The sequence below is a fragment of the Xanthobacter oligotrophicus genome, assembly GCF_008364685.1.
Taxonomy (GTDB): Bacteria; Pseudomonadota; Alphaproteobacteria; order Rhizobiales; family Xanthobacteraceae; genus Xanthobacter; species Xanthobacter oligotrophicus.
On record NZ_VTTL01000003.1, the window covers coordinates 164,002 to 176,421 of the forward strand.

11 protein-coding genes are annotated in these 12,420 nt (G+C 66.4%); 1 reads left to right on the top strand and 10 read right to left on the bottom strand.

Annotation, left to right across the window (positions count from 1 at the left end; translation table 11 throughout):
* Positions 1-56: 56 nt before the first annotated feature.
* The gene (locus tag FZ033_RS05770; protein ID WP_149575196.1) at positions 57-308 is read left to right on the top strand and encodes a GlsB/YeaQ/YmgE family stress response membrane protein; all 252 of its coding nucleotides are present in this window, start codon (positions 57-59) and stop codon (positions 306-308) included.
* Positions 309-381: 73 nt separating this feature from the next.
* On the opposite strand, the gene FZ033_RS05775 is transcribed toward FZ033_RS05770, so the two are convergent.
* From FZ033_RS05775 to FZ033_RS05820, 10 genes are all read right to left on the bottom strand, one after another.
* The gene (locus FZ033_RS05775; protein ID WP_149575197.1) at positions 382-1,155 is read right to left on the bottom strand and encodes a fumarylacetoacetate hydrolase family protein; all 774 of its coding nucleotides are present in this window, start codon (positions 1,153-1,155) and stop codon (positions 382-384) included.
* 223 nt (positions 1,156-1,378) lie between these two features.
* Positions 1,379-2,263 (bottom strand): succinate--CoA ligase subunit alpha, encoded by an 885-nt coding sequence (gene sucD, locus FZ033_RS05780; protein ID WP_149575198.1) that lies wholly within the window; start codon positions 2,261-2,263, stop codon positions 1,379-1,381.
* Positions 2,263-3,465: an ADP-forming succinate--CoA ligase subunit beta gene (gene sucC, locus FZ033_RS05785; RefSeq protein ID WP_149575199.1), complete on the bottom strand. Its 1,203-nt coding sequence runs from the start codon at positions 3,463-3,465 to the stop codon at positions 2,263-2,265. The genes sucD and sucC overlap by 1 nt, the downstream gene beginning before the upstream one ends.
* A gap of 478 nt (positions 3,466-3,943) precedes the next feature.
* Positions 3,944-5,197: a formyl-CoA transferase gene (frc, locus tag FZ033_RS05790; RefSeq protein ID WP_149575200.1), complete on the bottom strand. Its 1,254-nt coding sequence runs from the start codon at positions 5,195-5,197 to the stop codon at positions 3,944-3,946.
* A gap of 127 nt (positions 5,198-5,324) precedes the next feature.
* Positions 5,325-5,771, bottom strand: a complete 447-nt coding sequence (locus FZ033_RS05795) for a PAS domain-containing protein (RefSeq protein ID WP_149575201.1) — start codon at positions 5,769-5,771, stop codon at positions 5,325-5,327.
* A 92-nt stretch (positions 5,772-5,863) separates the two neighbouring features.
* A complete protein-coding gene (gene frc / locus FZ033_RS05800) occupies positions 5,864-7,141 on the bottom strand; it encodes a formyl-CoA transferase (protein ID WP_149575202.1) in 1,278 nt (425 codons plus the stop codon).
* A gap of 136 nt (positions 7,142-7,277) precedes the next feature.
* Positions 7,278-9,032 (bottom strand): oxalyl-CoA decarboxylase, encoded by a 1,755-nt coding sequence (gene oxc / locus FZ033_RS05805; RefSeq protein ID WP_149575203.1) that lies wholly within the window; start codon positions 9,030-9,032, stop codon positions 7,278-7,280.
* A gap of 46 nt (positions 9,033-9,078) precedes the next feature.
* Positions 9,079-9,714, bottom strand: coding sequence for a GntR family transcriptional regulator (locus FZ033_RS05810; RefSeq protein ID WP_149575426.1), 636 nt, complete (start codon positions 9,712-9,714; stop codon positions 9,079-9,081).
* 341 nt (positions 9,715-10,055) lie between these two features.
* Positions 10,056-11,522: a tripartite tricarboxylate transporter permease gene (locus FZ033_RS05815; RefSeq protein WP_269152295.1), complete on the bottom strand. Its 1,467-nt coding sequence runs from the start codon at positions 11,520-11,522 to the stop codon at positions 10,056-10,058.
* Positions 11,523-11,893: 371 nt separating this feature from the next.
* Positions 11,894-12,409, bottom strand: coding sequence for a tripartite tricarboxylate transporter TctB family protein (locus FZ033_RS05820; RefSeq protein ID WP_149575205.1), 516 nt, complete (start codon positions 12,407-12,409; stop codon positions 11,894-11,896).
* Positions 12,410-12,420 lie beyond the last annotated feature (11 nt).

Here is a 12,420-nt window from a genome sequence, read left to right on the forward strand (position 1 = left end):
CTTCGGCCGTTTCGCCTCAGTCACCCTCACGGTGACGCCAACGGTTGAGGCACATCATGCAAGACGCACAGGTCGGCTGGATCGCGGCCATCATCATCGGCGGCTTCGCCGGGTGGATCGCATCGAGCGTCATGAAGAGCGACACCGGCCTCTTCATGAATATCATCCTCGGCATCATCGGCGCCGCCATCGCGAGCTTCCTCTTCGGCCTGCTGGGCGTCAACTTCGGCGGCTGGCTGGGCTATCTCATCGCCGGCGTGGTCGGCGCGTGCATCCTCATCGGCGGCGCGCGAGCGATCCGACGATAGGCCCGTTCCGATCCGATCACGGCTCCGGCGGACCGGACGACCGGTCCGCCACGGCGCGGGCAGGCGGGCGATGTCACTGCACGAAGGTGTTGCGCAGCGTGCCGATGCCCTCGATCTCGATGGCGATGTCGTTGGACGGCTCCTTCATGACGCCAACCCCGATGGAGGTGCCGCAGGCGATGAGGTCGCCGGGGTTCAGCGTCATGTCCTGCGACAGCAGCGAGACCAGGCGCGCCGGCGGGAAGATCATGTCGGCGAGGGGATAATTCTGCCGCTCCGCCCCGTTCAGGATGGTGCGCACATGGGCTGTCGCCGGATCGAAATCGGTGACGATCCACGGGCCGAACGGGCCGTAGCCGTCGATGCCCTTGGCCCGCGCCCACTGGGGGAAGGTGGGGTCGCGGTTGAGGATGTCGGCGGCGGTGATGTCGTTCACCACCGTGTAGCCGAAGATGTGGGCGGCCGCCTCGTCCTCGGAAACGTTGGTGGTGGGCTTGCCGATGACGATGCCCAGTTCGCCCTCATAGACCGTCTTGCCGGAATAGGCCGCAGGCCGGCGCACCGTGGCGCCGGGAGCGGCCACCGAGGTCACGGCCTTCAGCAAGTAGAGCGGCTCGGCGGGCTCGGCCACGTTCAGCTTGGCCGCGAGCTGATGGAAATTGTTCCACAGGGCGATGATCTTGGTGGGCGCGCAGGGCGCCTCCAGCGTCACCTCGGCGAGCGGGATGCGCGCGCCCGTGGCGCTGGCGCCGGAGAACAGGCAACCGTCGTGGACGAGGATGGTCTCGCCCTCAAGGGTGCCGAAGCCGGTGGTGCCGTTGGCGCTGAAGCGCAGCCAGGTGGTCATGGGTGTTTCCTCTTGAATGTATTGGGCGCGCGAAGCACAGCGCTACCTCAGACGGCCGTCATGGCCGGGCTTGTGCCGGCCATCCACGCGGATCGACCGGGATGAACCTCGCCGAACGTCGCAATCGGCCCGGCGTGGATGCCCGGCACAAGCCCGGGCATGACGGTGGATAGGATGGCGGATACGAGAGAGCAGTCCTCAGCGATCGCTCAGCCCGAGAACCTCAGCCCTTGAGCACCTCGACGAGGGTCTTGCCGAGACGGGCCGGGGATGGCGACACGCGGATGTCCGCCGCCTCCATGGCCGCGATCTTGTCCTCGGCGCCGCCCTTGCCGCCCGAGATGATGGCACCCGCATGGCCCATGCGGCGGCCGGGAGGCGCCGTGCGGCCGGCGATGAAGCCAACCATCGGCTTCTTGCGGCCCTTCTTCGCCTCGTCCGCGATGAACTGCGCCGCCTCTTCCTCCGCCGAGCCGCCGATCTCGCCGATCATGATGATCGACGTGGTCTTCGGATCCGCCAGGAACATCTCCAGCACGTCGATGAACTCAGTGCCCTTCACCGGGTCGCCGCCGATGCCTACCGCAGAGGTCTGGCCCAGGCCTTCCTGCGTGGTCTGGAACACCGCCTCATAGGTCAGCGTGCCCGAGCGCGACACCACGCCCACCGAGCCGGTCTTGAAGATGTTGGCCGGCATGATGCCGATCTTCGACTCGCCCGCCGTCACGATGCCGGGGCAGTTGGGGCCGATGAGGCGGGACTTCGAGCCCGACAGCGCCCGCTTCACCTTCACCATGTCCAGCACCGGGATGCCCTCGGTGATGCACACGATGAGCGGGATCTCGGCGTCGATGGCCTCCAGGATCGCGTCGGCGGCGCCGGGCGGCGGCACGTAGATGACGGAGGCGTCGGCCCCGGTCTTCTCCTTCGCCTCGATCACGGTGTCGAACACCGGCAGGTTCAGGTGGGTGGTGCCACCCTTGCCCGGCGAGGTGCCGCCGACCATCTTGGTGCCATAGGCAATGGCCTGCTGGGCGTGGAAGGTGCCGTTCTTGCCGGTGAAGCCCTGGGTGATGACACGGGTGTTGGCGTCGATAAGCACGGACATCACGCAGCTTCCTTCTTCACGGCCGCGACAATCTTCTGCGCCGCGTCATCGAGGTCATCCGCCGGGATCACGTTCAGACCCGACTCACGGATGATCTTCTTGCCCTCGTCCACATTGGTGCCGGCAAGCCGCACCACCAGGGGCACGTTCAGCCCCATCTGGCGCACCGCGGCGATGACGCCCTCCGCGATCACGTCGCAGCGCATGATGCCGCCGAAGATGTTCACCAATATTCCCTCGACATTGGGATCGGCGGTGATGATCTTGAAGGCGGCCGTCACCTTCTCCTTGGTGGCGCCACCGCCTACGTCCAGGAAATTGGCCGGCTCGCGGCCGTAGAGCTTGATGATGTCCATGGTCGCCATGGCGAGGCCCGCGCCATTCACCATGCAGCCGATGGTGCCATCGAGGGCGATATAAGACAGGTCGTAGCGCGAGGCCTCGATCTCCTTGAAGTCCTCCTCGCTCTCGTCGCGCAGTTGCACCACCTCCGGATGCCGGAACAGGGCGTTGGAATCAAACCCCACCTTGGCGTCGAGGCAGACGAGGCGATCGTCCCGCGTCAGCACCAGCGGGTTGATCTCCAGAAGGCTCATGTCCTTGTCGGTGAAGGCGCGATAGAGGTTTTCCGTCAGCGCCACCGCCTGCTTGGCGAGGTCGCCGGACAGCCCCAGCGCCTGCGCCACCTTGCGGCCGTGCAGGGGCTGCACGCCTGTGGCCGGGTCCACGGAGAAGGTGACGATGCGCTCGGGAGTGGCATGGGCCACTTCCTCGATGTCCATGCCGCCCTCGGTGGAGACCACGAAGGCGACGCGCGCGGTGGCGCGGTCCACCAGCATGGACAGATAGAATTCCTTGTCGATGGATGCGCCTTCCTCAATATAGAGGCGGTTCACCTGCTTGCCCTCCGGCCCCGTCTGCACGGTGACAAGGGTATTGCCGAGCATCTCGGCAGCATTCGCCTTCACATCGGCAGGGGTCCTCACCACCCGCACGCCGCCCTTGGCCTCCCCGGGCAGTTCCTTGAACTTGCCCTTGCCGCGGCCGCCCGCGTGGATCTGCGCCTTCACCACGAAGGCGATGCCGCCCAGCTTCGCGGCGGCCGCTTCCGCTTCCTCGGCGGTGAAGGCGGCGATGCCGCGGGACACCGGCACGCCGAATTCCTTGAGAAGGGCTTTCGCCTGGTACTCGTGAATGTTCATGGGGTTCCTCCCTCGTCGAGGGCCGCGCATGCGGCGACCTCGGGCGCGGCTCTTCCGGCTGCGTCCTGCATCCTCGGTCTTGCGACCAAAGTCGGAGTGTGCACGCATTCCGGGCCGCGCACCAATGCGACACGACGCCAGTTCACGACGCCAATCGGGGCCGCAGGCGTGACGCTCTCGGCGGGGTTCCAGAGTGAAATCGCCGGCCCCTCAGGGGCGACGCGGGACCGGCGGGGGGCGCTCAGCGCCAAAGTGCCGGCAAGACAGGTACGTTCGGCGGCGCCACTCTGCGACAGGACATGCTGCGTGGCAGGTGGGCTTCATGCGCGGCGGCCTGCCCTGCCGGGCCGCTCGTTCGAATGTCGGAACGTCGAGACTGATTTCTGGGCGCGGACAGTTGGAACCCGGATTTTCCGAGTTCCAACCTTGGAAAATGGAAGCCGGCTACCGCCGACTTCCGAGTTTGCCGAGTGCTCGATCAGACCACGCGGCCCTCGTGCATGGACTTGATCTGGTCTGCCGAGTAACCGAGCTCGGACAGGACCTCGTCGGTGTGCTCGCCGAGCAGCGGGGAGCCGGTGACTTCCACGCTCAGGTCGGAGAACTTGATGGGGCTGCCCACGGTGAGATACTTGCCGCGCTGCTTGTGATCCACCTCGACGATGGTGCCGCTCTTGCGAAGCGACTCGTCCTCGGCAATCTCCTTCATGGTCAGCACCGGCGCGCAGGGGATGTCGAACTTGCGCAGGATGTCCACCGCCTCGAACTTGGTCTTGTCGGCGAGCCATTCCTCGATGGTGGCGAAGATGTCGAAGATCTTGTCCTGGCGGGCGCGGGCGGTGGAATAGGCCGGGTCGTTGATCCATTCCGGCTTGCCGATGGCTTCCGCCACCTTGCCCCAGGCCTGCTCCTGCACGGTGAAGTAGATGTAGGCGTTGGGATCGGTCTCCCAGCCCTTGCACTTCAGCACCCAGCCCGGCTGGCCGCCGCCGCCCGCATTGCCGCCGCGCGGCACCACGTCGGAGAAGGTGCCGTTCGGATACTGCGGGTATTCCTCAAGGTAGCCCACGCGGTCGAGGCGCTGCTGGTCGCGCAGCTTCACGCGGCACAGGTTGATCACGGCGTCCTGCATGGACACGGCGACCTTCTGGCCCTTGCCGGTCTTGTTGCGGGCGTGGAGCGCCGTGAGGATGCCGATGGCGAGGTGCATGCCGGTGTTCGAGTCGCCGAGGGCGGCGGCCGACACGGTGGGCGGGCCATCCCAGAAGCCGGTGGTGGAAGCGGCGCCGCCGGCACACTGGGCGACGTTCTCGTACACCTTCAGGTCTTCATAGTGGTGGCCGTCGGAGAAGCCCTTCACCGAGGCGACGATCAGGCCCGGGTTCAGCTCGTTGATGTGCTCCCAGGTGAAGCCCATGCGATCGAGCGCGCCGGGGCCGAAATTCTCCACCAGCACGTCGCTCTCCTTGATAAGCTTCGTGAGCACTTCCTTGCCCGCGGGGGTCTTGGTGTCGAGGGTCAAGGAGCGCTTGTTGGAGTTCAGCATGGTGAAGTAGAGCGCGTCGGCATTGGAGATGTCGCGCAGCTGGTTGCGCGTCACGTCGCCCGAGCCGGGGCGCTCCACCTTGATCACGTCCGCGCCGAACCAGGCGAGGAGCTGCGTGCAGGCGGGACCGGCCTGGACGTGGGTGAAATCGATGATCTTGATGCCTTCCAACGGCTTGGTCGTCATGGTCGCGTTCCCTTATCAAGCGTTGCCTTAAGACCGGGAGAAGACGGGCAGTGGCGCCCTCTCGTCCCGAAAACCTCCGGTCGCGGCGGCCGGGCCGCCATCAACCGATCCGTGCCGGTTGATCCGGCTATTGTGCTTGTTCCGTCGCCTTCAGCTTCGCCTCGAGCTCGGCGACGCGCTTCTGAAGGTTGCGTTCTTCCTTCCAGCGCTCCGTCTCGTCGCGGATGACCGCGGCGACGTGCGTCGGCTTTCCGTCGGCCGAAAGGACGAGGGCGACGGTGAAGGCGATGGACAGGGCGTGGCCGTCCTTGTGGACGGCAGGGACGCGCAGCAGGCTGGTCCCGTAGCGGGTGACGCCCGTGCGCATGGTCACGTCGTAGCCGTCCCAGTGCCGCTTGCGCTGGCGCTCCGGGATGATGATGTCGAGCGACTGGCCCAGGGCCTCGGCGGGCGCGAAGCCGAACATGCGCTCGGCGCCCATGTTCCAGAGCGTGATGGCGCCGGCCTGGTCGCAGACGACAATGGCGTCTCCGACGGCATCTAGCAGCTGAGCAACATCTAGGGCCGCAGTCATGACTTCCGTTCCTTCCTGCCTTTTGCTCCCCGCCGGCACGCGGCCGGCGGCAAGGGGCGGCCCCTCAGGGTGCCGCCCGGAGGCGCGATGACCTATTCCGCCGCCATCCGGCGCGGCGCGCCGAGCGCACCCGACTGGCGCAGGGCGTCGATGCGGTCGGGGGTGAGGCCCAGTACCTGGGAGAGCACCTCGTCCGTGTGCTCCCCGAGCAGCGGCGAGCGCTCCACATCCACCTGGTTGTCCGAGAGCTTGATGGGGTTGCCGACCGTCAGGTAGGTGCCGCGCACCGGGTGCTCCACCTCCACCAGCGTGCCGGTGGCGTAGAGCGAGCGGTCCTCGGCGATCTCCTTCATGGACAGGATCGGCCCGCAGGGGATGTCGTACTGGTTGAGGATCTCCATGGCCTCGAACTTGGTGTGGGCCATGGTCCACGCCTCGATACGGGTGAAGATCTCGTTGAGGTGCGGCAGGCGGGCGGCCGGGCTCGCATAGTCCGGCTTGGTCTTCCACTCCGGCTCGCCGATAACATCGCAGATCTTCGACCACACCGGACCCTGGGTGATGAAGTAGATGTAGGCGTTGGGGTCCTGCTCCCAGCCCTTGCAGCGCAGGATGCGCCCGGGCTGGCCGCCACCGGAATCGTTGCCGGCGCGCGGCACGGTCTCGCCGAACGGGACCCCCTCGCCGAACTGGCTATATTCCTTGAGCGGGCCATGGCCGAGGCGCTGCTGGTCGCGCAGCTTCACCCGGCACAGGTTCAGCACCGCGTCCTGCATGGCGCACAGCACCTTCTGGCCGCGCCCGGTGTGCTCGCGCTGGAACAGGGCGGTGACGATGCCCAGCGCCAGGTGCAGGCCGGTGCCCGAATCGCCGATCTGGGCCGCGCTGACCACCGGCGGCCCGTCGCGGAAGCCGGTGGTGGAGGCGGCACCGCCGGCGCACTGGGCCACGTTCTCATAGACCTTGCAGTCCTCGAACGGGCCGGGGCCGAAGCCCTTCACCGAGGCGAGGATGAGGCGCGGATTGATGGAGGACAGGCGCTCCCACGTCAGTCCCATGCGATCCAGCGCGCCGGGGGCGAAATTCTCCACCAGCACGTCGCAACGCCGCACCAGGTCCTCGAGCACGGCCTTGCCGTCCGCGGTCTTGGTGTCCAGCGTGATGGAGCGCTTGTTGGAATTGAGCATGGTGAAGTAGAGGCTGTCCGCGTCGCCGACATCGCGCAGCTGGCCGCGCGTCACGTCGCCTTCACCCGGCCGCTCCACCTTGATCACGTCGGCGCCGAACCAGGCGAGCAGCTGGGTGCAGCTCGGGCCGGATTGAACGTGGGTGAAGTCCAGGATGCGGACCCCCTCTAGTGCCTTGCCCATCTTGTCCTCGCTCCGGCTGGTCTTGCGACTTTGCGCCGCTTTCGTGTCTCGTTCCCGGTTTACTGTTTTTGTTCTTGGTCTTCGGGTTTGGCAGGCGGGACTTGTCCCGCCTGCCAGTTTCATGGGGTCGAAAAGCTCACTTCTTCTTTTTGACCACGCTCTGCGGGTTGAGCGAGCCGATGTTGCCGCTCTCGGAGCCGGCCGCCGGATCGATCACCGCGTTGATCAAAGTGGGCTTGCCTGAGTCCATGGCGGCGCTCACGGCGCGATAGAGCTCGTCGGGGGAGGTGACATGCACGCCCACGCCGCCGAAGGCTTCCATCATCTTGTCGTAACGGGCGCCGGGCACGAACACCGTGGTGCCGGGATCACGCCCGGTGGGATCGGTGTCGGTGCCGCGATAGATGCCGTTGTTGTTGAAGATCACGATGGTGACCGGCAGCTCGTAGCGGCAGATGGTCTCCACCTCCATGCCGGAGAAGCCGAAGGCGCTGTCACCTTCCACCGCGAGCACCGGCTTGCCGGTCTCCACGGCCGCGCCCACCGCGAAGCCCATGCCGATGCCCATCACGCCCCAGGTGCCCACGTCCAGGCGCTTGCGCGGCTGGTGCATGTCGATGATGCCGCGGGCGAGATCGAGCGTGTTGGCGCCCTCGTTGACGAGGATGGCGTCGGGCCGCTCCTTGATGACGTTCTTCAGCGCGCCGAGCGCCGAATGGAAGTCCATGGGCACCGAATTCTTGAGCAGCTTCGGCGCCATCTTGGCGATGTTGGCTTCCTTCTTGGAGCGGATGGCCTCCACCCACTCAGCGGGCGGGGCCTGCCAGCTGCCGTCGATGCGGGCGTTCAGCGCCGCGATGACGGAGCCGATATCGCCCACCAGAGGGGCCTTGATCTCCACGTTGGAGTCCATCTCGCGGGGCTCGATGTCCACCTGGATGAACTGCTTGGGCTTGTCGCCCCAGGTCTTGCCCTTGCCGTGGGACAACAGCCAGTTGAGGCGGGCGCCGACCAGCAGCACCACGTCGGCATCCTTCAGCGCGGTCGAGCGCGCGGCGCCGGCGGACTGGGGATGGGTGTCGGGCAGGAGGCCCTTGGCCATGCTCATGGGCAGGAAGGGGATGCCGCTGTTCTCGACGAACGCGCGGATCTCTTCATCCGCCTGGGCATAGGCGGCGCCCTTGCCGAGGATGATGAGGGGCTTCTTGGCGCCCTTCAACAGGTCGATGGCGCGGTCCACGGCGGCGGGCGAGGGAATCTGCGCCGGGGCCGCGTCGATCACCTTCACCAGCGATTTCGCGCCGGCTTCGGCGTCCATCGCCTGCGAGAACAGCTTGGCCGGCAGGTCGAGATAGACGCCGCCGGGACGACCCGACACCGCCGCGCGGATGGCCCGCGCCACACCGATGCCGATGTCGGCCGCGTGCAGCACGCGGAAGGCCGCCTTGCACAGGGGCTTGGCGATGGCGAGCTGGTCCATCTCCTCGTAGTCGCCCTGCTGGAGGTCGACGATCTCGCGCTCGGACGAGCCGGAGATGAGGATCATCGGGAAGCAGTTGGTGGTGGCGTTGGCCAGCGCGGTCAGGCCGTTGAGGAAGCCCGGCGCGGAGACGGTGAGGCACACGCCCGGCTTCTTGGTGAGGAAGCCGGCGATGGCCGCCGCGTTGCCGGCATTCTGCTCATGACGGAAGGAAATGACGCGGATCCCCTCCTCCTGGGCCATGCGGCCGAGGTCGGTGATCGGGATGCCGGGGACGCCGTAGATGGTCTCGATGCCGTTCAGCTTCAGGGCATCAATGACGAGGTGGAAGCCGTCGGTGAGCTCCTGCTCGGCCGCGGGGTCGAGATGCACCACGTTGTCTTCGATCTTGGTCTTTTCCGCCGTTGCCATGAGGCGTCTCCTTCAGCGCGTCGTCCCGGTTTGGCTTGTTCTCGGCCTATTCGGGAAAGACACCGTGCCGCTCCACATGGGCCGCAAGGCCCATGGTGTGTTCCCGCACCAGGCGCTCGGCGAGATCTGGGTCCCTGTGCTCGAGCGCGTCGATGATCGCCATGTGTTCCCGCATGGAGATTTCAAACCGGTTCTCCTGCCGCACCGACACCGCGCGGATGGCGCGCATGTGCAGGAACAGGTTCCCGGTCATGTCCACGATCAGGCGGCAGCCTCCCATGCGGATGACCGCCTGGTGGAAGGCGATGTTCGCCTGCGAATATTCGTGCATGGGGCTCGCCGGCGGCGAGGCCTCGAATTCGTTGAACAGCCGCCGCAGGCTGGCGATCTCGTCGTCGGAGGCCTGGGTCGCGGCAAGCCGCGCCGCCATGCCTTCCAGCGCCGCCCAGACCACGATGAGGTCGAGGATCTCGCGCTTGGTCTTGCGCACCACGAAGATGCCCCGGCGCGGCACCGAACGCACGAAACCTTCCTGCTCCAGGACCGTCATGGCCTCGCGGATCGGCGTGCGCGACACCCCGAGCGTCTCGGAGAGCTGGCGCTCGTCGAGCCGGAACTCGGCGGCACTGCCGTAGATATCCATTTGGGTGATGGCTCGCTTGAGCGCATCGTAAGCAAGCATGCGCAGGCTCGAGGCAGCCTCCAGCGGCTCGACGTTGAGCTTCGGAGGGTCCGTGACCGGCGCGGGGGTCTGATGCACTGGCAGTTGATGCACGACCTTGGCTTCCTCTCCCTGGAACGGCCACCTTCTGGCGAGGCGGTCCAACTCCGTGAAATACTGTATACGGTCTTCATAACGCCAACGCAATCCCGCCGCCCGGAGATTCGATTGCGCACCGCAGCATTGCTGGGCTTGCGCGGGGTCGGGAGGGGGCGTCGGGCGGCTTTGCGAGGGCTGCCCGGTCACGCCGCAGGCGGGGCGACGACCCATCGCCGCCCCGCCGTCTTTCGCTCAGGTCCGTGTCATTCGGCAGCGGCGGGCTTTGAGCCGTCCGCCTTGAACCGGGCAAGGAGCATGGAGATCAGTGGCCAGATCAGCATGACCAGGGCCAGCGTCACGATGGAGCCCACCAGCGGGTTGGACCAGAAGATGGAGAGATGGCCCTGGGACACCAGCATGGCCTGCCGGAACGACGATTCCGCCATGTCGCCCAGCACCAGGGCCAGCACCAGCGGCGCCAGCGGATATTGCAGCTTCTTGAACAGGTAGCCGATGACGCCGAACACCAGCATCACGGCGATGTCCAGCCCCGCGTTGTGCACCGTGTAGGCGCCCACCGCGCAGATCACGAGGATGATGGGCGCGATGACGCTGAACGGAATGCGCAGGATGGCCGCGAAGATCGGCACTGTGGTCAGCACCACGATCAGCCCGGCGATGTTGCCGAGATAGATGGAGGCGATGAGGCCCCACACGAAGTCCTTCTGCTCCACGAACAGCAGCGGTCCCGGCTGGAGACCCCAGATGAGCAGGCCGCCCAAAAGCACCGCCGCCGTGGGCGAGCCGGGGATGCCCAGCGTCAGCATGGGCAGCAGCGCCGAGGTGCCGGCGGCGTGGGCCGCCACTTCCGGCATCACCACGCCCTCCAGTTCGCCCTTGCCGAAGTTGCGTCCGTTCTTGGAGAACTTCTTGGCGAGGCCATAGCTCATGAAGGAGGCGGGCGTGGCGCCGCCGGGGGTGACGCCCATCCAGCAGCCGACGATGGCCGAGCGCAGGCAGCCCACCCAGTATTTCGGCAGCTTCTTCCAAGTCTCCCACACCACCTTGGCGTTGATGGCGGCGCTCTTGCCCTTGAAGGCGAGGCCCTCTTCCATGGTGAGCAGGATTTCACCCACGCCGAACAGGCCGATGACCGCCACCAGGAAGTCGAAGCCACGCAGCAGCTCCACCGAGCCGAAGGTCATGCGCAACTGGCCGGTCACCGTATCGATGCCCACCGCCGCGAGCGCAAAGCCCAGCATCATGGCCGCGATGACCTTCGCCGCCGGCTCCCGCCCCATGCCCACGAAGGCGCAGAAGGTGAGGAGATAGACCGCGAAGAATTCCGCCGGCCCGAACTGCAGCGCGAACTTCGCGATGACAGGCGCGAGGAAGGTGATGAGCAGCACCGCGAAGAAGGCGCCGATGAAGGAGCCGGTGAAGGCCCCGGTCAGGGCCTCGCCGGCTTTCCCCTTCTGGGCCATGGGATGCCCGTCGAAGGTGGTGGCGACGCTCCACGGCTCGCCGGGAATATTGAACAGGATCGAGGTGATGGCACCGCCGAACAAGGCCCCCCAATAGATGGAGGACAGCATGATGATGGCGGAGACCGGCGTCATGGAGAAGGTGAGCGGCAACAGGATGGCGACGCCGTTCGCGCCCCCCAGCCCCGGCAGCACGCCGATGAGCACGCCGAGCGTGATGCCGACGAACATGTAGACGATGTTCATGGGGTCGGCGAGGACACCGAACCCTCCGATGAGTGAGGTGAGCGCTTCCACGGGGGCCTCCGTTGCACCGCCTCACGCCGCGTCTGGCGGCGGCCTTGAGGGGCGGGCGCGTTGTCTTTTCAGGGTTGGGCCGTGTTCTGGCATGGCGGCTGAGCCGGCGCGCCGGGCTTGTCTCTCGCGGGGCGCCCGCCGGCCCGTCCAGCGGACGAGGGATGCGGATGCAGCGCACGGTGCGCGGGACCTGGCCTCGCGGGACCTGGCCTCGCGCTCCTCGATGCTTTTCACGTTTCGTCGAACGGTTAAGACGAACGTGTACTTGGTCGGCGTGTGACTTGACCAAGCGCGCCTTTTCCTGCGCGCCGGCGAGCGCCTCAGTAGCCGAGCGCGGTTTCGAGCGGCCCCTTGGGCAGGGGCACCAGGAACCAGATCTCGAACATCACGAACAGCGCGAGGGGCACGCCCACCGCGACCGGGATGATCTTCGCCGGCGAATACTTGCCCAGCCACCCCATGAAGAAGGCGATGAAGACGGCAGAGGCCAGATAGATCCCCAAAAGGAAGATCAGGCCCACATAGATCGTCGTCGGGATCAGCACCTGCATCACCGAAACGAGCTGGGTGCGATCGACGAAATTGGTGAGGTCGGGATGGCGCGTGACGATGTTCTGCACCAGCGTGACCGTGCTGGCGACGAACATGATCAGCCCCACATAGAACGGGAAATAGCCCGCCTGCGGCCCGTCCGCCGCCCAGCTCGCACCCACGCGCCAGCTGTCGCTCATCACCAGCGCCGAGACGCCCATGAAGATCAGGGCCACCACCATGTCCATGGTGCGGTTGGTGACGGTCTTCTCACTGCGGCCGGTATGGCCGGTTTCGCTGCTCATGACCCATTCTC

Bases quoted from the DNA above. Each gene is read 5' to 3' on its own strand.
- sucC (WP_149575199.1), bottom strand. From the start codon at position 3,465: ATGAACATTCACGAGTACCAGGCGAAAGCCCTTCTCAAGGAATTCGGC.
- FZ033_RS05810 (WP_149575426.1), bottom strand. From the start codon at position 9,714: ATGCTTGCTTACGATGCGCTCAAGCGAGCCATCACCCAAATGGATATC.
- FZ033_RS05775 (WP_149575197.1), bottom strand. From the start codon at position 1,155: ATGACCACCTGGCTGCGCTTCAGCGCCAACGGCACCACCGGCTTCGGC.
- FZ033_RS05820 (WP_149575205.1), bottom strand. From the start codon at position 12,409: ATGAGCAGCGAAACCGGCCATACCGGCCGCAGTGAGAAGACCGTCACC.
- frc (WP_149575200.1), bottom strand. From the start codon at position 5,197: ATGACGACCAAGCCGTTGGAAGGCATCAAGATCATCGATTTCACCCAC.
- oxc (WP_149575203.1), bottom strand. From the start codon at position 9,032: ATGGCAACGGCGGAAAAGACCAAGATCGAAGACAACGTGGTGCATCTC.
- frc (WP_149575202.1), bottom strand. From the start codon at position 7,141: ATGGGCAAGGCACTAGAGGGGGTCCGCATCCTGGACTTCACCCACGTT.
- FZ033_RS05795 (WP_149575201.1), bottom strand. From the start codon at position 5,771: ATGACTGCGGCCCTAGATGTTGCTCAGCTGCTAGATGCCGTCGGAGAC.
- FZ033_RS05815 (WP_269152295.1), bottom strand. From the start codon at position 11,522: ATGAACATCGTCTACATGTTCGTCGGCATCACGCTCGGCGTGCTCATC.
- sucD (WP_149575198.1), bottom strand. From the start codon at position 2,263: ATGTCCGTGCTTATCGACGCCAACACCCGTGTCATCACCCAGGGCTTC.
- FZ033_RS05770 (WP_149575196.1), top strand. From the start codon at position 57: ATGCAAGACGCACAGGTCGGCTGGATCGCGGCCATCATCATCGGCGGC.